The 23,925-nt window shown below is 43.1% G+C and carries 20 protein-coding genes; 11 read left to right on the forward strand and 9 right to left on the reverse strand.

What is annotated here, in order from left to right; translation table 11 throughout:
* Nucleotides 1-364 precede the first annotated feature (364 nt).
* Nucleotides 365-1,096 carry a FadR/GntR family transcriptional regulator gene (locus ACYX4N_RS05125; RefSeq protein ID WP_179984532.1) on the reverse strand — a complete coding sequence of 244 codons (732 nt, stop codon included), beginning with the start codon at nucleotides 1,094-1,096 and terminating at the stop codon, nucleotides 365-367.
* A gap of 372 nt (nucleotides 1,097-1,468) precedes the next feature.
* Here ACYX4N_RS05125 and ACYX4N_RS05130 point away from each other — a divergent pair, with 372 nt between their 5' ends.
* The 5 genes from ACYX4N_RS05130 (at nucleotide 1,469) to ACYX4N_RS05150 (ending at nucleotide 7,193) form a co-directional block, all read left to right on the forward strand.
* A complete protein-coding gene (locus ACYX4N_RS05130; RefSeq protein ID WP_476055810.1) occupies nucleotides 1,469-3,697 on the forward strand; it encodes a polysaccharide lyase 6 family protein in 2,229 nt (742 codons plus the stop codon).
* 84 nt (nucleotides 3,698-3,781) lie between these two features.
* Nucleotides 3,782-4,708, forward strand: a complete 927-nt coding sequence (locus tag ACYX4N_RS05135) for a sugar kinase (protein WP_474804905.1) — start codon at nucleotides 3,782-3,784, stop codon at nucleotides 4,706-4,708.
* Nucleotides 4,709-4,797: 89 nt separating this feature from the next.
* Nucleotides 4,798-5,409 (forward strand): bifunctional 4-hydroxy-2-oxoglutarate aldolase/2-dehydro-3-deoxy-phosphogluconate aldolase, encoded by a 612-nt coding sequence (gene eda / locus ACYX4N_RS05140; RefSeq protein WP_476055811.1) that lies wholly within the window; start codon nucleotides 4,798-4,800, stop codon nucleotides 5,407-5,409.
* 174 nt (nucleotides 5,410-5,583) lie between these two features.
* A complete protein-coding gene (locus ACYX4N_RS05145) occupies nucleotides 5,584-6,774 on the forward strand; it encodes a hypothetical protein (protein WP_476055812.1) in 1,191 nt (396 codons plus the stop codon).
* A complete protein-coding gene (locus ACYX4N_RS05150) occupies nucleotides 6,774-7,193 on the forward strand; it encodes a hypothetical protein (RefSeq protein ID WP_476055813.1) in 420 nt (139 codons plus the stop codon). Before ACYX4N_RS05145 ends, ACYX4N_RS05150 begins: the two co-directional genes overlap by 1 nt.
* A gap of 13 nt (nucleotides 7,194-7,206) precedes the next feature.
* Here ACYX4N_RS05150 and ACYX4N_RS05155 read toward each other — a convergent pair whose 3' ends face one another.
* The gene (locus tag ACYX4N_RS05155; RefSeq protein ID WP_476055814.1) at nucleotides 7,207-9,303 is read right to left on the reverse strand and encodes an EAL domain-containing protein; all 2,097 of its coding nucleotides are present in this window, start codon (nucleotides 9,301-9,303) and stop codon (nucleotides 7,207-7,209) included.
* 409 nt (nucleotides 9,304-9,712) lie between these two features.
* On the opposite strand from ACYX4N_RS05155, the gene ACYX4N_RS05160 reads away from it, so the two are divergent.
* Nucleotides 9,713-11,161: a DEAD/DEAH box helicase gene (locus ACYX4N_RS05160; protein ID WP_476055815.1), complete on the forward strand. Its 1,449-nt coding sequence runs from the start codon at nucleotides 9,713-9,715 to the stop codon at nucleotides 11,159-11,161.
* 99 nt (nucleotides 11,162-11,260) lie between these two features.
* Here the strand turns inward: ACYX4N_RS05160 and ACYX4N_RS05165 are convergent, their stop codons facing one another.
* The 6 genes from ACYX4N_RS05165 to ACYX4N_RS05190 all read right to left on the reverse strand — a co-directional run bounded on the left by ACYX4N_RS05165 (nucleotide 11,261) and on the right by ACYX4N_RS05190 (nucleotide 19,020).
* On the reverse strand, nucleotides 11,261-12,079 hold the full coding sequence (locus ACYX4N_RS05165; protein WP_474854539.1) for a thioredoxin family protein: 819 nt from the start codon (nucleotides 12,077-12,079) through the stop codon (nucleotides 11,261-11,263).
* Nucleotides 12,080-12,180: 101 nt separating this feature from the next.
* Nucleotides 12,181-13,005, reverse strand: coding sequence for a 2-keto-4-pentenoate hydratase (locus ACYX4N_RS05170; protein ID WP_476055816.1), 825 nt, complete (start codon nucleotides 13,003-13,005; stop codon nucleotides 12,181-12,183).
* A gap of 8 nt (nucleotides 13,006-13,013) precedes the next feature.
* Nucleotides 13,014-13,769, reverse strand: coding sequence for an SDR family NAD(P)-dependent oxidoreductase (locus ACYX4N_RS05175; RefSeq protein WP_476055817.1), 756 nt, complete (start codon nucleotides 13,767-13,769; stop codon nucleotides 13,014-13,016).
* Nucleotides 13,770-14,062: 293 nt separating this feature from the next.
* On the reverse strand, nucleotides 14,063-15,634 hold the full coding sequence (locus ACYX4N_RS05180) for a sensor histidine kinase (RefSeq protein WP_476055818.1): 1,572 nt from the start codon (nucleotides 15,632-15,634) through the stop codon (nucleotides 14,063-14,065).
* Nucleotides 15,634-16,290, reverse strand: a complete 657-nt coding sequence (locus ACYX4N_RS05185; protein WP_476055819.1) for a response regulator — start codon at nucleotides 16,288-16,290, stop codon at nucleotides 15,634-15,636. The genes ACYX4N_RS05180 and ACYX4N_RS05185 overlap by 1 nt, the downstream gene beginning before the upstream one ends.
* A gap of 207 nt (nucleotides 16,291-16,497) precedes the next feature.
* Nucleotides 16,498-19,020 (reverse strand): S8 family serine peptidase, encoded by a 2,523-nt coding sequence (locus ACYX4N_RS05190; protein WP_476055820.1) that lies wholly within the window; start codon nucleotides 19,018-19,020, stop codon nucleotides 16,498-16,500.
* Between the two features lie 441 nt (nucleotides 19,021-19,461).
* Between ACYX4N_RS05190 and ACYX4N_RS05195 the strand changes: the two genes are divergently transcribed.
* From ACYX4N_RS05195 to ACYX4N_RS05215, 5 genes are all read left to right on the forward strand, one after another.
* Nucleotides 19,462-19,974, forward strand: coding sequence for a curlin repeat-containing protein (locus ACYX4N_RS05195; protein WP_476055821.1), 513 nt, complete (start codon nucleotides 19,462-19,464; stop codon nucleotides 19,972-19,974).
* 30 nt (nucleotides 19,975-20,004) lie between these two features.
* Complete coding sequence (locus ACYX4N_RS05200) at nucleotides 20,005-21,450, forward strand: curlin (protein ID WP_476055822.1); 1,446 nt, start codon at nucleotides 20,005-20,007, stop codon at nucleotides 21,448-21,450.
* Nucleotides 21,451-21,550: 100 nt separating this feature from the next.
* On the forward strand, nucleotides 21,551-21,898 hold the full coding sequence (locus tag ACYX4N_RS05205; protein WP_474804935.1) for a CsgE family curli-type amyloid fiber assembly protein: 348 nt from the start codon (nucleotides 21,551-21,553) through the stop codon (nucleotides 21,896-21,898).
* The gene (locus tag ACYX4N_RS05210; protein ID WP_476055823.1) at nucleotides 21,898-22,347 is read left to right on the forward strand and encodes a curli assembly protein CsgF; all 450 of its coding nucleotides are present in this window, start codon (nucleotides 21,898-21,900) and stop codon (nucleotides 22,345-22,347) included. The genes ACYX4N_RS05205 and ACYX4N_RS05210 overlap by 1 nt, the downstream gene beginning before the upstream one ends.
* 8 nt (nucleotides 22,348-22,355) lie before the next feature.
* Nucleotides 22,356-23,117 (forward strand): CsgG/HfaB family protein, encoded by a 762-nt coding sequence (locus tag ACYX4N_RS05215; RefSeq protein ID WP_476055824.1) that lies wholly within the window; start codon nucleotides 22,356-22,358, stop codon nucleotides 23,115-23,117.
* 37 nt (nucleotides 23,118-23,154) lie between these two features.
* On the opposite strand, the gene ACYX4N_RS05220 is transcribed toward ACYX4N_RS05215, so the two are convergent.
* Nucleotides 23,155-23,832 (reverse strand): helix-turn-helix transcriptional regulator, encoded by a 678-nt coding sequence (locus tag ACYX4N_RS05220; RefSeq protein ID WP_476055825.1) that lies wholly within the window; start codon nucleotides 23,830-23,832, stop codon nucleotides 23,155-23,157.
* Nucleotides 23,833-23,925: the final 93 nt, after the last annotated feature.

A 23,925-nucleotide genomic window follows, 5' to 3' on the forward strand; every position in this document is an offset into this window, starting at 1 on the left:
ACAGTTAAAGACTCAAGCAAAGATGATATTCCTACCGAATTAATTTTGTCGACTAGATAGAAAAATTAAATCCTCCCAATTATTGGTAATAATAATTGGTTGACATCTGGTAAGGCCGAATTGTAATATGGGTTTGTTTTCTGCTGCTTGTTTAAGCAGAGTGTGGACTAGCTTATCTATGCGCTTATGCGAAAATCGGCATGTTGAAGAGTGTAAACTTAATAGCAAACCGTAGTTTTTGTTTTGCGCTTTGAAGCAAAGATAATAAAAACAGTTACTCTCAAGAGTACCCTACAAAGCAAACAGGCTTCTTAGAAATAAGAAGCCTGTTTTATTTTGTAATAAGAAAAGTACGTAGTCGTAATTACTGTCTTAGATGAGCGATAGAATAAAGCCCACGCGTTTCATCAGTTTTACGTTTTATCTCTTCTAACGCTTTTGCCTCACTCGCATCGAAAAGCGCGTTGATAAGGCGATTAAAGTGCTGATGCATTGCTCGCCTTGCGCCTGCGGTATCCTTACTAGCAATAGCATCATAGATAAGCGTATGCTCTCTCAGCCTTTGCTCTTCACCCTGTGAGCACACATCGCTGTAGGCAGATATAACCTGAGGGACTGTTCTTCTCAATTCCCATAAATTTTCAACTGAAAGCATAATGGCGTTATTTCGTGTCGCTTGAGAAATAATCTGATGGAAGCGCTGGTCTGCCTCGTCGGCTTTTTGAGGAGTCTGCATCTCAACTAAGGTTTGTTTTAGCGCTTCTAACTCTTCATCTGAAATAGTTGCGGCAGCAAGCGCAGCAGCTTCACCTTCAACAAGCGCGCGCGCCTGGGTAAGCTCAAATGCGCTGATTGGCTTGGTTGCTTGGCCTTGTTTTTTTTGATGCAACACATACACACCAGAACCGGTTTTTACTTCTACACGCTCTCGTACTTCCAGCGCGATAATGGCTTCACGGATAGTAGGGCGACTAACGTTATACGTCTCCGCGAGTTCCCTTTCTGCGGGTAAGCGGCTACCTTCAGGATAAATTCCTTGGTCGATTAGCGCTTCAAGTTTTTCAACTATGCTCCAGAAGAGACGACGAGTCTTCATATTTACAGCCCTTGTTTGCCTGTTGTTTACCTAAAAAGAAAAGACAATTGGTAAATTAATTCTATCTGACCATTGTATATCGAAACTAACATAAAGCGCAAAGTCCCGAGTAGTGTGCTTTGAAACACTTTATGAGCAGAAAAGCTCCTTCAATTGGTAATACATTTTATTGTTATTGGTAAAATAAATTGGTTGTTTTTGGTCTATTTATTGGTTAGATTCTAAAACAGTCAGTAACAAATAAATAACAGCATAATTGCGTTTTTGCAAAAGAAGATTGGCAATTTATGTGCGATTTATACGATTTAGCAAGGTCAGTGGCACTATCACGGTAGATATCACCGAAGACCTTGCCAGCGAAATGGGGAAAGTATGAAAGTAGCAAATATCTGTAAGTCAGCGATCGGAATTATTACGCTTTTGGCGTTTAATACAACGGCATACGCCGAAGACTACTTAGTTGACTCTAAGGAAAGCTACCTCAACGCGTTAAAGAAAGTCGCCCCTGGCGACGATATCGTACTGAAAAATGGTACTTACCATGATTTTGAAATAAAGTTCAAAGCGCAAGGAAGTGAACAAGAGCCAATTACATTGAGAGCGCAAAGCAAGGGCGGTGTTATTCTCTCTGGCCAATCAAACCTATCTATCGCGGGGAGGCACTTAATTGTATCTGGGCTTGTATTTAAAGACGGCTACTCTCCATCAGGTTCAGTAATTAGCTACAGAACAAGCAAAAACGAACTTGCGAATTATACCCGTGTCACCGAAGTCGTTATTGAAGACTACTCAAAGCCAGACAAATTCGAAAGTGACTATTGGGTTGCGCTGTATGGAAAGCATAACAGGCTAGATAGTTCGTACTTAGCAGGCAAGCGAAACCGAGGTGTAACGGTCGCAGTAAGGTTAGATTCAAAAGATAGCGTAGAAAACTATCACAAAATAGACAATAACTATTTTGGCTTCCGACCTGAGTTAGGTTCAAATGGTGGAGAAACCTTAAGAATTGGTACCAGCCATTATTCACTTGAAAACTCTTTTACCCGAGTCGAAAACAATGTGTTTGACCGATGTAATGGCGAAGTTGAAATTATCAGCGTCAAATCAGGTGGTAACGTTCTTCACGGCAATACCTTCATTGAATCTCGCGGTACGCTGACGCTAAGGCACGGTAATGGTAACACAATCACCAATAACGTGTTTTTAGGAAATGGTGTTTCAAACACGGGCGGAGTACGCGTCATTAATGCCGATCAAGAAGTAGCAAATAACGTGTTTAAAGGGCTTACTGGCTACCGCTTTGGCAGTGGGTTTACAGTAATGAATGGCGTGCCCAACTCACCTCAAAATCGCTACCACCAAGTAAAAAATGCCAACATACATCACAACACTTTCATTGACGTTTCACACATTCAATTGGCTGCTGGAGCAGATGAAGAACGTTCAGCGCCACCTGTGGATAGTGTTTTTGCTAACAACCTTGTTATCGCTAACACGGTGCCTACTACATTTAGCTTTTTTGATGATATTAGCGGTATAGCATTTACCAACAATGTGGCTAACTACAGCGTAGAAAGTCAAATTGAAAAAGGCTTTACGAAGCGAAGCGATATACAGCTATCTTCATCGAACAGTATTTCTTTGGAGGAGATGAAAGTAGGCGCTGACGACAGTGTTAAGCCACTTCAAAAAGCAGAGGTAGGGCCAAGTTGGTATCAGAAAAAAGAATACGAAACGCCGTTTGGTTCAGGAGATGAAATTACTGTAGAGCCAGGTGTAAATTCGCTTTTTGAAGCGGTCGCGAAAGCGAATGATGGTGATGTTCTTATACTTAATGATGGCGTCTATAGCGAGCAAAAAATTGTTAAGATAGATAAAACTCTTTCTGTAAAAGCAAGCAAAAACGCAAAAGTCATTATCCGTCCTCAGCGCTCTGCACTTTTTGAAATAAGTGACAATGGTTCACTGGAAATTGAAGACATAACGCTTTCAGGTAGTGATGCACCAGATGCGGCTGGAAATACATTCATCCGCACTAAAAAGTGGGGCATGTTAACAAATTACCGGTTCACAATGGATAAGGTGACAGTAACTGACCTAAACATAAACCATAGCTATCATTTCTTTTCAGCAGGCGCCCGAAGCTTTGCGACTTTGTTATCTATCACTAATAGCCAATTTGACGCTATCTCTGGTCACGTACTGGCGTTGAATAAAGAAAAAGATGATTTAGGTATCTACAACGTTGAAGTGTTGAATTTAGAAAACAATACATTTAGCGATGTTCAGGGGGCACTAGCACTTATCTATCGCGGTGGCACCGACGAAAGTACTTTTGGGCCTAAGGTAACGATAGCTAAAAACGTGTTAACGAATGTAGGTTTGGGTAAAAGAAACAAGCGTAAAGCAAGCATATTTCTTCATGGCGTACAAAAAACACAGATTCGAAATAACGAGTTTAGCGCAAGTGCGCCAGTCAAAATTGAACATACCGTTGGAGAGCCGCAAACATCGCATAGCGGCAATACATTTAAAAGTACAAAAGGTATCGACATTGTCGATTTCTTGAAAGCGAAAGACGAATGTGGCTGTCCTGAGTAAGAATGCTCAAACTAGCGCGCAACTTATGCAACGAAAAGTAATTACAGTAAAAATTAAAGACTACGAGTTCGTAGGGTGGATGATATGAGAGTTGGTTTTATTGGTGAGTGCATGGCCGAGCTTAAAAAAGTAAACGGTGTACTAGAAGAAGGGTTTGCTGGCGATACCTTCAATTCTGCCGTCTATCTAAAGCGCACGTTCCCTCAATTAGATAGCTATTTTGTCAGTGCAGTAGGCAGGGACGCATTGTCAAAGGAGATGCTCGACTTTGCGCAAAGCGAGTCGATTAATACACGCTTCTTATTCACTCACCCAGACAAGCATATTGGGCTTTATAAAATTTATACCGATGCAGAAGGCGAGCGCTCTTTTACATACTGGCGCAATGATTCTGCTGCGAAGTGCTTGATGTCTTTAATTACTGATGGCGATAAAGCGTCGATGACAGCGTTAGACTTAGTGCTGTTTTCGGGCATTTCACTCGCTATTCTAAATACTGAAGACTTACCAAAGCTTTGGCGTTTACTTGCAACGCTTAAAGAAAGTGGAACCAAAATTGTTTTTGATATGAATCATCGGCCAGCCCTGTGGAAGGGTAGGGATGATGCCACTGCATTGTATGAAAAAGCGTTTGAAATTGCAGATGTTGCGTTACCTGGATTAGAAGACTTTAACTTCTTGTATGGGTTTGAAACGGTAGAAGAGATAGTAAACTTTTTAGCGCCTTTCTCATTTAAGCAGCTCGTTATTAAAAATGGCGCAAGCGCTGTAACGCTAGTGGATGAAAGCGGAGAGGTTTCAGAAGTAGGGCTAACCCCCGTTACTAATGTTGTTGACACTACCTCTGCTGGTGATGCCTTTAACGGTGTTTTTCTAGGGGCGTACCTTACGGGCGAGAGTCCTGAGGCCTGCGTAAACAAAGCCGCTAAGTGTGCAGGTTTTGTGATTCAGCACCCTGGCGCCATTGTAGATAAAAAGGCCTATGCAGACCTAGTGACATCTATCGCTTAAGTAAGTTAAAGCGAAGTATTCAAATACCAAATAAAACACTATATCGAACTTATAAGGGCATCCGCCCCTCGTATTACAAGAGACAAACCATGAAAAAAATATCAGACATTATGGGCGGCCAAACCCTGCTCCCAATCATTCAAGCCGATAATGTAGAAGACGGTGTGGCCATTGCGAAAGCAATGTCAGCTGCGGGCCTTAACACAGTTGAAGTTGTATTGCGTTCAGAAAATTCAGCGAAATGCATTACAGCTATTAAAGAAGCGCTGCCAGATATGATTGTTAGCGCTGGTACCGTAATCGATAAAGCATCTTTAGATGCTGCTATAAATGCTGGAGCGGACTTTATCGTGACGCCTGCGGTAACAGAGCGCCTGCTGACTATGCTGGTAGACTCAGGTTTACCTGTACTGCCTGGTGTATCGAACGTATCAGATATCGTGTTAGCACGGGAACATGGATTCAGAGAAATGAAGCTGTTTCCAGCATCTTTGTCAGGTGGTGCGTCTTTCCTGAAAGCGGTAGGTGGTCTATTTAAAGATACAAAGTTCTGTCCGACGGGAGGCGTGTCGCCAGACAATTTCAACGACTATCTGTCACTTGGTAATGTGTTTGCAGCAGGCGGTACTTGGGTTGCGAAACCTCAATGGGTAGCAGATAAACAGTGGAACCTCATCACAGAGGCATGTTCGCAAGTGTAACGAACGCGTCACCTTCCTAATTTTCATTCCTTAAAAAGCTGGCACATTCGCCAGCTTTTTGATTTTTCAGCGTATTAATTGGTGTTATAGCTTAACCGAGCTATCATTAGTGAAATAGTTTGCGCATACAACGCTGTGGCGCTGGCTTTATACAATCAGAATGAAAATGTGACTATGATCAAATTGATAGTGCTGCCTTTCACCATTGCAGCCGCCCTACTTTTGTCTGTCGCCGAAAGCCGTGCTAATGAACTTGAGTTTTCAGGTTTTGCAAGGGCGGTTGCAGGTCAACTAGATACAAAAAAAGCTACCTATGAAGGGTATGACGACAGCATCAGCTTTTCTGAAAAATCCCTTATAGCTTTGCAGGCTGACTATACTTATTCATCATCGTTCTCCGCTTCAGCTCAACTTCTCTTGCATACCGACGACGATAGAGAGTCAGGTATAGAGTGGCTGTATTTAACCTATGCACCTAGTGAAAGTTTTCAAATTAATGTTGGCCGGTTGCGCACGCCTTTTTTAAAGTATTCTGATGTTATTGATGTTGGGTTTGCCTACCCATGGATTAATGCACCGCAGCAACTCTACAGTAGTTATTTGTTCTCTCAGTATGAAGGTGGTAATGCTAGGTTGAGAAGGTCTTTTGGCGATGTTGTAGTTGATTTTGAGGCTTACTACGGAAAGTATGAAGATGCGCTATCTTCAAGCGGTATCAACGTAGATGTTGAAGTGAAAAACTTATTCGGCGGCGTTATTGAAGTCAACTATGGTGGCTTGCAGCTAAGAGCAGCCACTGTTAATGCGCCTAAAGTTGAAACAACTATCGATGAAATTGCGCCTTTTGTTCAGGGACTTAGAGCTGCTGGATTTGACTCCATAGCTGAACAGTTTGATATTAACGATCGCGCGGGCTCTTTTTTACTGGGCGCCAGCTATGACACGCTTAGTTGGTATGTAAGCGGTGAGTGGATGAAGGTCTCGTCTGATATCGATGTACTTGCGAATTTAGAAAGTTTTTATGTTTCATATGGCTACTATTTTGATGAGGTTCTTTTACACTTAACTTATGCTTCATCCAGACAATCACTCAATACCATCGACAATGTAATACCTGTAGGTGTGTCGCCTGAACTCGATCAGCTTTATTTCGCAGTCGAGCAGCTCAATAGCTTTTTTCCGACGGATGATCTTGATACTTGGACTCTTGGCGCTAGGTGGGATGTGAAAACCAATATTGCACTTAAAGCTGAGCTGTCGATTCTTGATGGTAAAGAAGGTAAAACATCGTTTTACGACATAAAAGAGAGTAGTTTCGATAGAAATGCGGCCCTGTATCAAGTGGCAGTAGAGTGGGTATTTTAATGCAGAAATACTTGCTCATTTTCTTTCTCTTACTTTGTTCTCGTATAGCCGTTGCCCAAGATGGCATTTGGGTCGTTGCAAACCTTCCTGGTCAAAATTTCGCACTAACAAAAGCGGAAGTGCGCAACCTTTTCATGAGCAGTGGAACATCTTCCGACGATGCATTAATACCTGTAGCTATGAGCCCTGGCAATAGAGCTCGAGCAATTTTCAATACCAAGATAATTGCTTTGCCCGAATCACGAATTCAATCCTATTGGGCACAGATGCGCTTTAGTGGACGTCAAAAACGGCCAATCGAGTTCAATAATTCAAACGCCTTGCTTGAACACGTAACAAATACTGAAGGTGCGATAGGTTATGTTCCCTCTGGAACAGTACTACCTGAAAACGTAAAGGTGGTTTATCGAAGTCTTTAAGCAATCATTAATCTTAAGAGCTTTGTGATTGCTTTGTAGTACTATTAACCAATGCCATCAGTGGAATTGGTTTACTGTAAAGATAACCTTGAAGCGTGTTACACCCTTGGCGTATTAGAAAGTTGGCTTGCTCTTGCGTTTCAACACCCTCTGCACACACCGAAAAGTTCAGGCTTTTAGCCATATCAATAATAGTCTTGGTAATCATTTCTGATTGCTTAGATTCACCTATTTTGTTTACAAAACTTCGGTCTATTTTTAGTGTGTCTATATCAAACTGCGTTAAATAACTCAGAGAAGAGTAGCCTGTACCGAAATCATCAAGGGCAAGTCTACAGCCTAATTGCTTCAGCGATGCAAAAAACGGGTTCGCCGCATTGAAATTGTTTATATATGCAGATTCCGTAACTTCAATTTCTAAGTTTGAAGCGGGGAGTCTACCATTATCTAATTCATGCAGTAAAAATTGCGTGACATTGTGGTTATTTAAATCGTGGGGGCTCAAGTTCACCGATATAACTAAGTGGCTGCCAAAGGCTTCAATGAGTACGGGAAATTCGTAGCGAAGTTGTTTTAATACCCATAGGCTTATTTGTGATATTTTATCAGTCTGCTCTGCAATAGGAATAAACTCAGCAGGCGAAACTGGACCTAACACTTCGTCTTGCCAGCGAAGCAGAGTCTCAAACCCAGTTATGTTCTTATCTGAGTCTACTTTAGCCTGATAAGTTAGGTAAAACGCATCGTTTTCAAGAGCTTCAGTAATGCGAGTAGATATGAGTATTTTGCGCTGCGTATGCGCCAGCATTTCATCGGTAAACCATACAAATCTAGATTTGCCATCGTCCTTAGCTTTATACATGGCAACGTCAGCGTTAGTTATGAGGTTGGTTAGTGAGTATTCACAGTCACTTGCAAGTGCAAGACCTATGCTAGCACTTGAGTCTAGCCTCAGCCGGTTAATGATATGAGGTTGAGATACTGCTTCTACGAGTTTTAGCGCTGTTTCTTCTAAAAAACTAGGGGATGTAAGCTCGGGTACAATAACAATAAACTCGTCACCGCCTAAACGCCCCAGTGTGCAGTTATCCTCAAGTGTACTGTCCATCAACAAACTGATATGAAGGAGAAACTTATCTCCCGTGTCGTGCCCAAACGAATCGTTGATAGTCTTAAAACCGTCTAAATCGATAAACAACAAACCCAGTTCGTGAGCATTCTTCTGCGCTATAGCGAGTTCATTTGATAAAAGCTTCATTAAGCATTGTCGATTAGGCAGCCCTGTTAAGGCGTCGAAATTAGCAAGCCGCTCCATCTGAGATTGTTGCTTCTCTAGCATTTCGTTTTTTTGCCGGTTCGCTTCAGACTGGTTTTTTATATTCTCCATCATATTGTTGAATGCTCGAGACAAAGCAAGCATTTCCTCTTTGTCTACTTCCTCAACCTTGGCATCGTAAGCGTTGTCATCCACGACACTGTCCATTGTTTTGATTAGGGTGTTTAGCGGACGCATTGCTCTGCGCTGTGCCCGTGATGATATAAATAACGAGATGATAATGAGAAATACCACGGAAGGCGTGACCAAAATAATGTATCTTTGCCGACTTACTTTTAATGCTTCTTCCAGATTGAAGACCAGGGCAAGTTTTCCCAACGGGAAAACGTCTTCGCCTATTGTTTTCACCACTATTACTTTGCTAGAAGTGCGATGTAAACCAATGGGTAGCGTCGCGATATTACGATCAATGTTGGTTCCACTGAGCTGCGGGGACGTTTGTTCTTGCGGTTTAGTGAGCCTCCCTTTAAAGCCTGCAGGGCCCACATAATGATTCAACAGCGTACCGCTATTACTGAAAATATAAGCTGCTTCAGCATATTCATATTCATCTAAGCGAAGCAGAATTTCCGTTTGATTGAAACTGCCGGATGGCTCTTCTATATAGTCAATGAGATCGACAGCCATGTTTACGCTTAATGCGTCGACCTCTTCTGAGACAAATTCAATATAAAGCTTTTCATAAACATAAATAGACAGGCCGATAATAAGGGCACTGACTATAGCGATAGATGCAAGTGTATTGAAGGATATCTCTGACCTAAGACTTTTCAAAAAATGCTCTTTTAAGTTGAATGGGATCGCAGTAACGACTTCGAATAAAATGTAGGAAAGGACCGTCACCTATTCACAAATCTAGTATAGACGGTTTTCGTCATTTCTTAATTAGTAATTAGATTGAAATTGTATGAAGGGGTAGAGCTATGCTTTATTTAGATGTCTTTTGAACAAAAAATGCGCTGGTGGCCTAAGGTGTTTAGTGGTAGACTCCGCACGCAATTTGTAAGAGTAAACACCTACGTTCTTTTCTTGATGTCAAACACCAATAAGCCAAGTTGGCAATGGCGTGTCTCTTTAGGTTTTCCCAGTAATCTATAACCCCCCACGGTTAGCAATAAAGCACTAACGCTTATACCTTTGCGGTATGCAATTTTTTATAAATACCTATGACAGGAGTTTGTTAATGTCATTTACCCAATTAGGGCTCGCTGAACCCTTGTTAAAAGCTATTGAAAAACGAGGGTTTAGTACGCCATCACCGATCCAGGAAAAGGCAATACCAGAAGTATTGCAAGGAAAGGATGTGCTGGCGGCTGCGCAAACGGGAACAGGGAAAACCGCGGGATTTGGACTTCCTATTTTACAAAGACTGATGTCTGGCAAGCCAGTATCTGGCAATAATGTTCGCGCGCTTATCTTAACACCAACTCGCGAGCTTGCTGCTCAGGTGGAAGAAAGCATTCGAGCATTTAGTGAGTTTTTACCATTAAAGACCGCTGTGGTATTCGGTGGTGTGGGCATAAACCCTCAAATGATGAAGCTTCGTAAGGGCGTGGACGTACTAATTGCGACCCCTGGACGATTACTCGATTTGTATCAGCAAAACGCCGTGAAGTTTTCACAGCTTGAGGTATTGGTATTAGATGAAGCCGATAGAATGCTTGATATGGGCTTTATTCACGACATTAAAAAGGTGTTGAAGCTATTGCCACAGGAGCGTCAGAGCCTACTTTTCTCAGCCACATTTTCTGATGAAATTACAGCGCTGGCGAAAACGATAACTCGTGATCCTGTAAGTATTTCTACCGCCCCTGCCAATACAACGGTGGACGCTGTCGAGCAGCACTTGGTGACCATTGATAAGTCTAAAAAGACGACTGCGCTGATTTGTTTGATTAAACAGCAAAAGTGGCAGCAAGTATTAGTTTTCAGCCGTACCAAGCATGGCGCTAACCGAATTGCGGAAAAGCTGACTCGCTCGAAAATTCCAAGTGCAGCCATTCACGGAAACAAAAGTCAGGGGGCAAGAACTAAAGCCCTTGCTGATTTTAAAAGTGGTGAGATTAAAGTTCTGGTGGCTACTGATATCGCTGCACGCGGTATAGATATCAGCGAACTGCCGATAGTGGTTAACCTGGATTTGCCGAACACAGCGGCTGACTACGTTCACAGAATCGGTCGTACTGGGCGCGCTGGTGCGAGTGGACAAGCTTGGTCGTTTGCTTCTGCCGAAGAGTTACAGAACCTAAAAGATATTGAAACACTCATTCAAAAGCTGCTCCCTCGCAGAACCCTTGAAGGTTTTGAGCCTCAGCAAGCCGTACCTGTTACCACGCTTTCTAAGCCGAAAAAGCCTAAAAAACCGAAAAAACCAAAAGTATCTCAAGGTGATAACGGTGCAGGCAGGTCAACTGGCGGTAATAAGAAAGCGGGACAACGACAGGGCAACCGTAGTGGAAATGGTAGCTCTCACGGGGGCAAGCCAAATACTCGTAACAGTGGCGGCGGTAAACCTGCAGGTCAAAGACACTCAGGAAGCGAAGGTAATGCTGCTAGACGACCTGCTAAGCGCAGAAACAGCCCGTCCAACAGTTCGACTAGTAATAGGACTTCCAACAGCGCAAAAGCGTAAATAGTTATATTTTATCAATAAAGCTATGGTTAATTGATAAAGGGCCTTTTGTATAAAAGGCCCTTTTTTGATGTTCCTTAGAAACTAAAAACTAATGCTTTAGTTATGCTCCCATGAAAACGGGTTGTAATGGCGCAGCGCTGGCGTGGTGTTTACTCCGTTGCTATTCGCAGCGTCTAGCGTGAGCTCAGCACGTTTAATGAGTGTTTGTTGTAGCTCAGTACGAAAGCCTTTGGTTTCTTTCCATAGCTGGTTAAGCCCTTCTGGAGTATCACCTTGTAAATCTTGTGTAAGCAGCGGCCCAAGCTTGTCATACGCGCTTTGAAGCCTAATTGCCTGTTCTTTGTTATAGGCAGCTTCTTCACCCGTAGCTTTCCAATTAATGAATGGGGCTTTCTGCGCATCTGTCATAGCAGGAAAACGGGAAAAGTACGTTATGTACTCTGATAAGGGGATGCTATCGGCCCGCCCCCAAATATCCATCGTCGTTCTGTTCAGCAAAGCACTGGTTTTAGGCTCAACTACCATCACAGTTGGCGTTGCGTAGTAAATCGGATAGTTGAATCGCTCGGTAATATTTCTTCTGTCTTCAAGCGTTCCTACGTCAACAAATACAGTTTCATAATGGGCGCGTAGAATAAGATCCATTTCTTTTGTTGCGAAGCGCTCAGCTAAGCCTGTACTGTCGTGGCACCACTGTGCTCCCAGGACAACCAGAAGCAACTTGCTTTCCTCCACAGCTCGTTGCTGCGCGTTAACCACGTCTTGATAAGGTGAGGAAGAAGGGGAATAAGTATAAGGGTTTTCATTTTGGGTGCTGACACAGCCATTTAAGATAGAGAAAGCGGCTATAAAAGTAGCTATGGTTAAGCTGCGCTTAATCAACTGGGCTTGACGTTCAAAGAAAGTGTTTTGCATACAATGATCAAAATAGTAGTTAAATCAACATCAATGTAGCATAAAAAGTAAAGAGAAAAGCGGTAATTGACCGTAGTAAACTACCGCTTTAGCAGGTCGGTTCAAGCTGATACAGGGATCAGCTTCATGTTGATATTCCCAACACCCTCGAAAGTGACTGTAGATGTGGCACCAGCCACAGTGTCATGTACGCCAGTAATAGCGCCTGAGCAGATCATACAGCCTTTTGGAAGAGTAATATTCCGCGCTGCTGCTTGGTCAATTAAATAAGCTACAGCCGCCATAGGCCCGCGTAATACGTTGTTTGATGGTGCAGTATTGATGTGATCTTTATCAATGAACACAGATGTCTGCATGTTTTCAATCACCGTATCCCACGACGCGATAGGGGCGCCAATTACCATACCTTGGTTTACACCAAAGTCACTGATGATGGCAGTGGGGCCATAGCTATTTAAATCAATAACAGGGCTACTCGCTATTTCTACGCCTGCATATACAGCTTTGATTAGGTGTTTCAATGGTCCCTTGGTATCAATTGAACCGGGCGTAATTTCTTCTCCCAGTTCAAATACCAGTTCGGCTTCAACAGCAACCATACCGCCTGCGTAGACTTCTAGCTCAACGAATTCATCGTCTGCGTGGGAACGACCAATGAAATGGGTAACCTTTTTAAAAATTGGGCCCATTAAGCGCTCTGCGCCCATCTGATCGCGAAGTTCGGGGATCACCATGCCTACTTTCCAGCCGGTGATCTCGTCGTTCCACTGTTCAAGCGACATGTCTTGAACGCGGTAGGCCGCGTCCAAAGTTGTCGGAACATCACCTGGAAAAGTTTCTAATACAGTGGCTTGCTTGCGTGCGTTAACCAGGGTATTCGAAAGCGTTTTCAGGTTGTCTTCTGTAAGTGGTTTATCAGGAAACATCGTGACGATTAAATCCCTAGTGCCTGACCGCCACCAATTTGAACGGTTTCGGCAGTAATAAATGACGCATCTTCACTTACCAAGAAAGACACTACAGACGCGACCTCTTCAGGCTGTCCTAGGCGACCAAGCATGATGTTATCTTTCCAAGAAGCAAATACTTCTGGCTTACTCGCTTTAATTTGCGCATGGAAAGGCGTATCAATGGTGCCAGGAGAAACAGCATTTACACGAATACCAGCTGGTGCAAGTTCTTTAGCAAGTGCACGGGTCAAAGTATGTACCGCACCTTTTGAAACACCATAGATACCTGCACCAGGGCCACCAGCGTTCCAACCAGCATTAGATGTGTAATTTACGATAGAGCCGCTGTCAGATTTCTTTAAATAAGGAATAGCTGCACGAGAAACGAAGAACGCACTATCAAGGTTCAGTGCCATAACAAAGCGATAAAACTCTGTTGTCATCTCTTCCATTGGGCTGCGTCCGCCAAGGCCGCCGGCGTTATTAATGACGGCGTCGATCTTGCCGTATTTATCGCCAATCGCTTTTACGTTTTTATCAACGGCTTCATCGCTTGTAACGTCAAAGCCATAGTAGTCTGCTTCAATACCTAAGTCGCTAAGCTCTTTTACACGCTCTGCGCCCTTATCGTCTTCAATGCCATTTAAAACAACAATGAAACCGTCTTGGCCAAGTCTTTTAGCAACTTCAAATCCGATGCCGCCTGTTGCTCCAGTTACCAGTGCTACTTTCTTCGTCATAACAATAACTCTTTGTGTTGTATTACATTGTGTATAACCAATCTTAGGTTAATAAAATTAATTGGTCTACCTGTTTTGTGTGTTTTTTGTCATGGTTTTATAAATTTATCTTCAAATGTATAGCGGTGTTAAACTTCACTCATCTATAAATGCTTAAATTTTATTGATTTTGATTGTAATTCGAAAGAGGGTGGTTAGAGTGTCAACAAGAACGTATAAAATGACAATAATGCAGGTGTTATTATGTTTATTGGTAAGTCCAATTTATGTTTGAATTGAGTTTGTAGAAAATATTATTGGATTTTGTTTATAGGAATAGAAAGGCGTACCACGGTTCCCATTGGGTAATCGCGGCTTATATTGAGGGTTCCATCTATCAACTTAGCACGCTCTTTCATCGAAAGCAGGCCGAGGGTGGGCTTAGCGTTAACCTTACCTTCAATGGTGTCGGGTATACCCGCACCGTCATCTGCTACAGTGAAGGTAGCATTTTTAGGCTTATAGGAAATATCAATAGAAAGTGTCCTCGCATCAGCATACTTAATGCTATTAGTTACCGCCTCCTGAATTATCCGATAGATGTGTATTTTCTGCTCGGGCTTAAAATTAATAGGCGTACCGCTAAGATTGAATGAAAAATCTATTTTTGCGCGCTTCAGCGTAGTTATGATCTCGGAGCGTTCAATAACGCTCTCGATGGGAAGAGTGTCGATGCCAGAGGGGCGTAAACCGCCTAGGCTCTTTTTCATTGCCTGATACAAAGCATCTATCTTGCCGACTAATATCTCGTGGTCTTTGGTTGTGTCAATTAGTGATAACTGGAGTTTTAAATCAACGATGCGGTGGCCAAAATCGTCGTGCAGATCGCGAGATAAACGCTTTCTTTCATCCTCTTGTACTGCTACTAGCTTGGCCGCGAGGGCCTGTGCATTTTGCACTGCAATTTCAAGGTCTTCGTTGTTTCGAGCCAGTTTTTTATTCAATTTATTCGACTGGTTGATAGAAGACCCTAGGATGAGGCAACTTACGCATAGCGCTAAAATATAAAATTGATGCTCTATGGGAGGTAAAGCGCTCTGACTGGCTACCACAAACGTTGTAATACCAATAAACAAACAAGATAGCGCACTACCGAACACAGCATAGCGATACGATAAGAAAAGGGCTGGAAATACCGCAAGGTATTTAATTTGATAGCTGATATTAATATTTTGAGAGTAAAGATAACTACTGAAAACTAAAGTAAGTAACCATGTTCCTACGGTTATAAACAGTGTTGATTCGTTTTTATTAATATACTGGCGAGTGTATAGCGCAAATAGAAGGGGGCAAAGAACAATAATTCCTACAAAGTCACCAAGAGAGAAATCGAACAAAATAGAAAGAAAAGCCGCTACGTCAGTTTGTAATTCAATAGCCCGTCTGCCTAGAAACACTGTCCCTAGCGCTACGCTTATCAGCATGCCGAATGCCAAGGTGGCAAGGGTACTGCGGACATTATCGAAATAAGGTGCTGCAAAACGGCGTCTAAAGACATAAACACATCCGCAAACTACCGCGGGTGAAATGAATAAGTGCACTAAATACCAGCCAACACTTCCGCTTAAAAAGGCGGTGTTATCAAGAACGCCCCCTGGATGAAATAAAATGAAGTGGATTAACTTTTCTGAAAAAAGCAATAAGGGCCAGCTTGCTAACGGTAATAACAAAAAGGCGGCCAAGCGAACGCCAGCGGGTAAATACCAACTCACAGTGCCTGATATAATTTCAAACTGGGTGCTAAATAGCCATACGCTGTGAAATAGACCGGTATATATCAAACCCATCTGTAAATAGGTAGTGTTGATATACCGCGTGATATTCATTAATCAGCTTTGACTAGGGTGTCGTCATAGATGACGTCAGATACATCTAAGTATCCGGTTTCTAATGCTATGCGAAGTAAGCCAAATTGAGACGTAACATTCAGCTTTTTGTAAATATTAGTTCTGTGAACCATGACTGTCTTTGGCGCAGTATCTATGTGATAGGCAATTTGTTTAGGTTGGAAACCTTTAGCTAGTAGTAAAAAAACTTCCTTTTCTCTTTCTGTAAGAATGGAAGTCAGACGCTTATCGCCAAACGCTAATTTTTTACTGATATCTGAGCTGAGGTAGTTTTCATCTTTTTCTAGCGACTCCAGCGCGTCCATTAACTCTTTCGTAGCGGCACTTTTTGTAACATAGCCATCAGCGCCAAGTTCAAGTGCTTTACTAATATAACCTACGTGATCATACATGCTGAGCATCAAGCACTTTACAAAGGGGGCCGCTTTCTTAATTTTGATAAGCGTGTCAAAACCATTTTCTTGGGCTAAGGAAATATCCAAAACTGCCACATCTATATCGTCTAAAGATGCGAAGGCGGGGAGTGCGCTTAATGAACTTACAGCGTAAGCAACGTGCCAGCCATACTCTTGCTCGATGAGAGTCTTAATGCCGTCCCTTACAATTTCATGGTCATCAATGAGGAGTATGTGCATGAAAAAATCAATCTATTTCTTAATGCATCAAGTGTACGTTGTATTTGGCTTATAGGGAATAAGCCGATGGCTTATATTGGTGGTGTATTCTATTTTTCGCATGAAAAAAGCCGGCCTATCCATGGCCGGCAGTTACTTAAGCTTTAGTGTTTAGCATGCTAAATGCTAAGAACTACTTTGCGTGTAATAGCAATACTAAACGCGGTATTAAAGGTTTACCGTCACCGGCGCTGAACAAGCAGACGTTTCATCACACACCATATAGGTATATTCGCCAGGCTGAACGCCACGGCTTCTATCGCGATAACGACCAGTATTGCTTACTTCTTCAAGTAGTTCACCATTGCGATAAATCATTACAGTATCAGCCATTGAGCCGCTGTAAGATAAGTCTACACGTAGTGAGCCGAAGCGAGAAAGCATAGCGCGGTCAATTTCTGCAACAATATTACTGTCTGAAACCGACACTGTCTCTGTTGAAACGCCAGTTTGGCCTTCAGAGTCGGTAACCGTCAGGGTTACATCATAGGCGCCTGTACTTGCGTACACATGAGTTGGGTTCTCTTCTGTTGAAGTCGCACCATCACCGAAGTCCCAGCTGTAGCTAACAATGTCGTCATTAACGTCATTACTATTGTTAGTAAAGCTCACTGATAGACCTGAAGCGTCATAAGTAAATGCAGAGTTTGGCGGTGTTGGTCCTACTTCACCAATACCGGTAACTACTAGGCTCCATGTGTTAACGGTACCGTTATCTCCGTTAAAGGTATCAAGCACGTTTAAGGTCCAATCGCCGGTAGCCACTTCGCCGTTAAAGGCATCAGTGTTGTAGCTTTCAACGATATCATCTGTACCACCACCTTGGTTTTGGCGCAGAACGGTAGTTGTTCCTTGTGGAGAAGTGAGTGATAGCACTAAGTCACCGCTATATGTATGCGTAATATCTACCGAGGCTTGCATACCAAACACCGTTAAGTCATCCGGTACGTTTATCACTAGGTCAACGCCTACATCATCTGGATCTTCTTCATTCGGTAACGTAGGTACAGCATCGCCTGAATATGCGTAAGGGAATTCGTTTAGCCCTTGCGGGTAAACGTAAAGGTTGGCGGATTTAGACTTTTCAATTTCGCCACTTACACCAATAACAGTAAAGCTATAAGCGCCCCAAGGGGTATCTTCAGAGGTTTCTACTGTTAGCGTAACGGTGTCGCCAGGCATTGCCGTGTTAGCACTTAAATAAGCAATGTCACTTTCTTCGGCAAGAGAAAGCTGCACTTCTTCTTCGTAGCCAGCAATTGAACCAACTTCAATAGTGAAAGTATAAGCTTCACCCGCCTCAATTTCCGCTGAGCCTGGTGTGATGCCTAGTTTAAAGCCAGGTGTTGGGTCGGCTTCTTCTAATGCATTTAGCACATTAAGACGGTTGCCTGAAACTGTGCGACCGTCAGCCCAAAGACTCGTTTCACCGGTAGTCATTAACAGCTCTTTCATTTCTGACGGCGTCAGTTCTGGGTTTAACGACCATACAAGGGCCGCTGCACCCGCAACATGTGGCGTAGCCATTGATGTACCAGAGTATGCGGCGTAGCCGTCGCCCGGTATAGTAGATAAAATAGCTGTACCTGGCGCTGCAATATCCACCGTTTCCAGACCGTATGAATAGCCGCTATCGCCGTCAGTTCTAGTGTGGCTTGCAACTGCCAATAAACTGTTTGTTGTAGTGACATAGTTAGACGGATAGTTGTCGACGTTGTCATTGTCTGAACCAGAGTTACCTGCTGCAGCAACAAACAAAATTCCAGCTTGGCCTGCCACTTCAATAGCTGTCTCTAGCGCTTCACTGTAGCCGCCACCGCCCCAGCTGTTGTTCGTAGCTTTTACGTTGACGCCACGGTTTTCTTTCAGGTCGGTGAAGTAATCAATACATTCGATAGCGCCAGCGGTTGACCCCGTTCCATCTGCACCGAGGAATTTACAGGCAGCGATAGACACATCGTGGTTTACGCCAACTACACCTATACCGTTTCCGCCCACAGCGCCAATAGTCCCAGCTACGTGCGTACCATGAGAATCATCGTCCATAGGGTCGGTATCACCGTTTGCTGTATCAATTCCGTAAACGTCATCAATGTAGCCGTTGCCATCATCATCAATACCGTTGCCGGCGATTTCACCTGGGTTTACCCATGCATTATCTGCAAGGTCTTCATGGTTGTAGTCAACGCCGGTATCGATAACACCTATCACTACATCGCTATCACCTGTTGTAATATCCCATGCTTCTGGTGCATCGATATCTACATCTGCAGTGCCGCCTGCTTGCCCGGTATTATCCAAGCCCCACAAATCACCGTAAGACGGGTCGTTAGGAATTAATGCTTTGCGATATAAAAAGTTTGGCTCGGCAATTTTAACCGCCGGGTTTTTCTTTAACGTTTCAATGGCGTCTTTAACCGATTTTCCACGAAGTTGAAGTTTGGCAATGCGGCCATTTAGAAGGTTGGCGAAGCGATCATCAACTTCATCACGGTTAGCGTCGCTGATTCTTGCGCCCACTGATGAACGAGCGCGCATTTTTTCCGCTTTGCTTACATTTTCTTTGTACACAACAATAACGCTATCATCGAAAATTTCGGCTTTCGCGGCATGTGCGTGGCTAGAAGCCATTAGCGGAAGTAGGGCTAATGACAGTGCTGAAAGGCCTGTTTTAAAAGGCGTTGTTTTCATAGTTAGATTCCATAATTAGCAATAATGCTTTAATCACGAAACCTTCTCATTCGGTCTGATATAACTAACGGTTAAAACTTATAACGCAAATTTTAAAACCTGCCACCCTTAATGAAAAAAATAGTACAAAAATACAACTTAACCACTAGGCCATTACTATAAATAATGAGTGATGTGGTACTTAATTATTAGACAGCGTACCCAGAACGAGACGCTATCTCCTATTTCCATCAAGAGGTCTTACCAATAATTTTTTTTGGTGTGATTTTTAAACAAAACTAGCACTAAGGTATTAGCTTTAACCGCAAGAACGCTAATGAAGCGCATGCTGATGTTATTTCGAATGTAATAAATACAACTTAATGGTGATGGATTCTCTCGCTTTTAAGGCGTTTTATAGAAGGGTCACCTTTGTTGTTAATCAAGGAAGCAGTCGTTCTCATGGACAAGAAACTAAAGGTTAAAAAATACCAATGCGCTAAAAACGTAAGAGCATTAAAAGCCTCTTCGCTTTTAGCTTCAGCGGTGTGTGGTCTTCTAACCGTCAACTCTTCTGTCTATGCCCAACAGTCTGATTTATCAACAAGCTCCGACATGGTGGAATCTTCTCTTTCAATGAGTCTGAATGCTCAAGCTATTACGATAGACGATGAAACGGTCTTCATTGCTGTCAATCAGTTTGGGCTGAATAACATAACTAACATTATCCAAAGCGGCAACGGCGCCAACCTATCGAACGTTGTTCAAAACGGCAGTAATAACGAAGCTATCATCACTCAACTTGGTGAAGGCAACGTTGTGAATTTGCTGCAGCAAAACAACAACAACTATTTCGAAATTATTCAAGACGGGTTCGACAATGTTGCCAATGTCAATCAATTAGGTGAGCAGTCTTTCACTGTTTATCAGATAGGGAACGAAATGGTAATTAACATCACACAGTATCAAGAATGATGTGATTGCCATAGGGAGACAAACGTGAAAATGAAAAAAACAAAAATAGCGAGTGCATTGCTTTTAGTAGCAGCGTCAGGATGGGCGTCAGCTCAAGAAGTTCCTGCAACTAAAACTGTCGACTTTAACGCCACAGCAGATTTTGTAGCTGCGGCAGAAGGCAATGAAATTACGCTAACCCAAACGGCACCAGAGGGAAACGAAGTAGGTAATGAATCAGTTTTAAGCCAAGAGGGCGACCTAAACGCCATATTTGTTGAGGTAACGGGTGACGCAAACGAAGTTCTTGCTTCGCAAATGCAATCAGGCAACACCTTCTACGCGAGCGTTACTGGAAATGGCAACTTCTTGGAATCTGAGCAAGACAGTTTAAACAGTACCGCAGATTTTGTAGTTGAAGGCGACGACAACATGGTCTCACTGGTTCAGTTAGGTGACGGCGGCCCGTTTGGTTTTATTTTCAGCCGTTCAATAAATAGCATTTCGGGCAGTGGAAATACCTTGTCAGTTTATCAGGGCGATGGTGGCAATTGGGCTAATAACGCGATTTCTGGTAACGACAATACGGTCTTTGTTGACCAAAGTGGCGATTGGCACGAATCCTATGTTCGTGAACTTAGCGGCGATGCTAACGTAATTGACGTTATTCAAGATGGTTACTACAACATTTCAGATTTAACTGTAATCGGGTCTGATAATGAAGTTGAAATTGATCAAGATGGCGATCAGAACGTTATCGGTTGGACCATGATTGGCGACGGTAACGTGCTTGAGTTCGAACAAGACGGCGACGGCAATGAAATTGCCACTGGCGTGTTTGAAGGTTCGGGTAACGAAGTCAATGTTGACCAAATCGGTGATGTAAACCTTGCTACCGTTGAAACTATCGGCGGAGCATCTAATACGTTCGAAATTAACCAAGTGGGCGAAGGAAATACGGCTTACGCTGGCGTGATTGGCTTGTTAAACGAGTTCGATTTAACCCAGGTAGGTGATGGCAACGAAATCAGCACTGTAAACTTTGATGGTATTTTGAACACCGTTGAAATTGAACAAGATGGCGATGCTAACTTGGCGTTAGCGCAAGCCGGAATTGGTGATGCAACTTATTATGCAGATGGCAATATCATCGAAATGTCGCAAGAGGGCATTGAAAATACGGCATCAGTTGAGTTAGCTAGCAATGTTACTTCAAGCTACAACGAAATTATGGTTTCGCAATCAGGTGAGCTCAACTTACTCGATTTGCTGGTTAACGGTGACGAAAATGTTGTTAGCGTCATGCAAGAAGGCGTGGGTAACTGGGTAACAGATGAAACGGGCGGACAGTTCGTTATTTCAGGCGATATGAATACCTTTGAAGTTACGCAAATGGGTAACGACAACTTAGTTACAGGTAGCATCACTGGCAATGGCGGCACGGTAAGTGTTACGCAGGTTGGTGACTACAACGTAGCTACCGTTGTTCAGATGTAAATGTACAAAAGTACAACATGAATAGCCGGGCGAGTGCCCGGCTCAGTTCAATAAAATGAAGTATCTGTATCGATTCTCCTTTCTCACACTAGTTTTAGGTGTGCTCTTTTCTCCGATTCACGCGGAAGAAATTCGCTTAGGCGGGTTACTGCTCGATAACAGTATAAGCCGCCAAGGGCACGAATTTGCTTCTCGAATTAGTCAATATTGGCGGGAGGTTCCCGACAGCTCAGGTAAAAACCTGGTAGTCAAAGAAATCATAGTGCCTCAAGCAGGTACCTTGCTATCAGTAATCTACGACAACAAAGTGGTTTACCAAACTTATATGGGGCGTAGGCAAGTTCCGATAGATGAGAAAGTGCAGCAAGCAATCATGTTGGTATTAGACGCAGTAGCAAATGCGAGTATAGACAGTAGAAGCCCAGATTTAGCAGGGGACGAATGGTAATGAAGAAAAAAATTGTAATTGCAGCGCTTGCAGTGGCGACGGCAGTAGCGCCAGCAATAACGCAGGCAACTGAATTAGTTTATGAGCCAATAAACCCGTCTTTTGGTGGCAACCCACTCAACGGTTCATTTTTATTAAGTAAAGCAAATTCACAAAATGCGCATAGTGCTTCTCTAAGCGAGCGCTCCTATGATGAGCGTCTTCAAGAGTCACTAGAGCGGGCCTATATAAATCGCATCGTTCGTGAAATTACAGATATCGCTTTTGGCGAGCAAGAATACGACGAAGATGGCAATCCGATAGACAGTATTTTCAACCAAGATAGTATTTTTGTTAGCGGTGACTTCCAGGTTGAGCTTATAACAAGTAATCCTGACAGCATAGTCGTCAACATTACTAACTTATTGACTGGTGAAGTCACCATTGTAGAAATTCCACGGTTTGGGTAGGGAAACACATGAGAAGTACCGTTTATTTATTATTGGCTCTGGCACTAACTGGTTGCCAGTCCATCACAAATACAATCCCGCCTGATACTACGGCTGCGGATATTATCAAAGATAGCGCCACCCTTTCTGAAGTCAAAAGCCTACCGGCACCCATGGGGCAAATTCCGGTTTCCGTTTATGCGTTTAGAGATCAAACTGGGCAATATAAGCCGAGTACAGGAGCAAGCTCTTTTTCAACCGCAGTGACACAGGGAGCTACGTCTATCCTTGTACAAACCCTAAGCGAAACATCGTGGTTTTTGCCTGTTGAGCGCGAAGGGCTACAAAATATTCTCACTGAAAGAAAAATTATCCGGGCCGACGAAAAAGGCGGGGGCGATTTACCGCCACTCACGACTGCTAGAATTATTATAGAAGGTGGCATAATTAGCTACGACACCAATATTCGTACTGGCGGGGCTGGCGTTGAGTACTTTGGTATCGGCGCGAGCGAGCTGTTTAGAGAAGATCAAATTTCTATATATATGCGCGCGGTTGACGTAAGAACGGGTCAAGTATTGGTATCAGTTTCTACATCTAAAAAGGTGCTTAGCCAAGAGATTAGAGCGGGATTATTCAGATACGTTTCGCTAAAGCGTTTGCTTGAAGCTGAAACCGGGTACACCACCAACGAACCCATGTTTGAATGCGTTAAGCAAAGCATAGAGAAAGCGGTGAGTGAATTAGTATTACAAGGAATGGAGAAAGGAGTATGGCGCGCCAAAGCGTAAGCGCCATACAGTGTTTTAACTTACATTGCTCGTCAGTTTAGTAGCTTACCTGCTGGGGCTGGCTAAACTGATGGTCGAACCATTTGATGAGTTCAACCCTATTTCTGCATTCTGTTTTCCTGAATATGCTGTATACGTGTGTTTTCACCGTATTCACACTGATATGCAAGCAATCTGCAATTTCTTGGTTCTGTGCGCCATCGGCAATTTTTCGTGTAATGGCCAATTCTCGTTTGGTTAAGACAGTAGTTGACGATTGAAGCGCAGCAACGGGCTTAGTTTTTGGTACTAGATTGGCATCAATATAACGGCTCATAATTTCGCGACTAAACCATTTGTTTCCTGCCTGGACCTGCTGAACACCTCTAACTAACAACTCTAAACTATCTTCGATATGAAACACCCCATTGATACCGTGTTGAAGTGCCGCGTAATGAAAGTCGATGTTACTTTCTGGCACGTTGAAAATCACCTTGTTCAATTCAGGGTAATCGTTAACAACCGGCAAGCTGAACATAGCAGCAGGGTCACAATACTGTGCATCAATGAAGAAGGTATAAGTGTTGTTGAGCACGCTTCTAGGCGGGTGGATAGCGCCAGTCGTAACGTTAAATCCACACGAAGGCAAAATACTAAGGAATCGTTCGTAAGCCCCATCCTTTTTAGTATTTTCCGAAAAATTACTTCTTGTTAAAACGAACGCTTGATGTGACATGAAAGCTCCTTTTCGTGTACATCAACCTTACGAACTATACAATGGCTTTACAATACTCCTGTGGTCTTACTTGTAGCGCCAAAGCGTAACAAA

This window comes from Alteromonas sp. ABH4_452, assembly GCF_056311825.1.

What these genes read in the sequence shown, in the direction of transcription:
- ACYX4N_RS05185 (WP_476055819.1), bottom strand. Translation starts at nt 16,290, where the DNA reads ATGCACATACTCCTCATTGATGACCATGAAATTGTAAGGGACGGCATT.
- ACYX4N_RS05180 (WP_476055818.1), bottom strand. Translation starts at nt 15,634, where the DNA reads ATGAATATCACGCGGTATATCAACACTACCTATTTACAGATGGGTTTG.
- ACYX4N_RS05210 (WP_476055823.1), top strand. Translation starts at nt 21,898, where the DNA reads ATGAAGAAAAAAATTGTAATTGCAGCGCTTGCAGTGGCGACGGCAGTA.
- eda (WP_476055811.1), top strand. Translation starts at nt 4,798, where the DNA reads ATGAAAAAAATATCAGACATTATGGGCGGCCAAACCCTGCTCCCAATC.
- ACYX4N_RS05130 (WP_476055810.1), top strand. Translation starts at nt 1,469, where the DNA reads ATGAAAGTAGCAAATATCTGTAAGTCAGCGATCGGAATTATTACGCTT.
- ACYX4N_RS05200 (WP_476055822.1), top strand. Translation starts at nt 20,005, where the DNA reads ATGAAAAAAACAAAAATAGCGAGTGCATTGCTTTTAGTAGCAGCGTCA.
- ACYX4N_RS05175 (WP_476055817.1), bottom strand. Translation starts at nt 13,769, where the DNA reads ATGACGAAGAAAGTAGCACTGGTAACTGGAGCAACAGGCGGCATCGGA.
- ACYX4N_RS05165 (WP_474854539.1), bottom strand. Translation starts at nt 12,079, where the DNA reads ATGCAAAACACTTTCTTTGAACGTCAAGCCCAGTTGATTAAGCGCAGC.
- ACYX4N_RS05220 (WP_476055825.1), bottom strand. Translation starts at nt 23,832, where the DNA reads ATGTCACATCAAGCGTTCGTTTTAACAAGAAGTAATTTTTCGGAAAAT.
- ACYX4N_RS05215 (WP_476055824.1), top strand. Translation starts at nt 22,356, where the DNA reads ATGAGAAGTACCGTTTATTTATTATTGGCTCTGGCACTAACTGGTTGC.
- ACYX4N_RS05150 (WP_476055813.1), top strand. Translation starts at nt 6,774, where the DNA reads ATGCAGAAATACTTGCTCATTTTCTTTCTCTTACTTTGTTCTCGTATA.
- ACYX4N_RS05195 (WP_476055821.1), top strand. Translation starts at nt 19,462, where the DNA reads ATGGACAAGAAACTAAAGGTTAAAAAATACCAATGCGCTAAAAACGTA.
- ACYX4N_RS05160 (WP_476055815.1), top strand. Translation starts at nt 9,713, where the DNA reads ATGTCATTTACCCAATTAGGGCTCGCTGAACCCTTGTTAAAAGCTATT.
- ACYX4N_RS05135 (WP_474804905.1), top strand. Translation starts at nt 3,782, where the DNA reads ATGAGAGTTGGTTTTATTGGTGAGTGCATGGCCGAGCTTAAAAAAGTA.
- ACYX4N_RS05170 (WP_476055816.1), bottom strand. Translation starts at nt 13,005, where the DNA reads ATGTTTCCTGATAAACCACTTACAGAAGACAACCTGAAAACGCTTTCG.
- ACYX4N_RS05145 (WP_476055812.1), top strand. Translation starts at nt 5,584, where the DNA reads ATGATCAAATTGATAGTGCTGCCTTTCACCATTGCAGCCGCCCTACTT.
- ACYX4N_RS05190 (WP_476055820.1), bottom strand. Translation starts at nt 19,020, where the DNA reads ATGAAAACAACGCCTTTTAAAACAGGCCTTTCAGCACTGTCATTAGCC.
- ACYX4N_RS05125 (WP_179984532.1), bottom strand. Translation starts at nt 1,096, where the DNA reads ATGAAGACTCGTCGTCTCTTCTGGAGCATAGTTGAAAAACTTGAAGCG.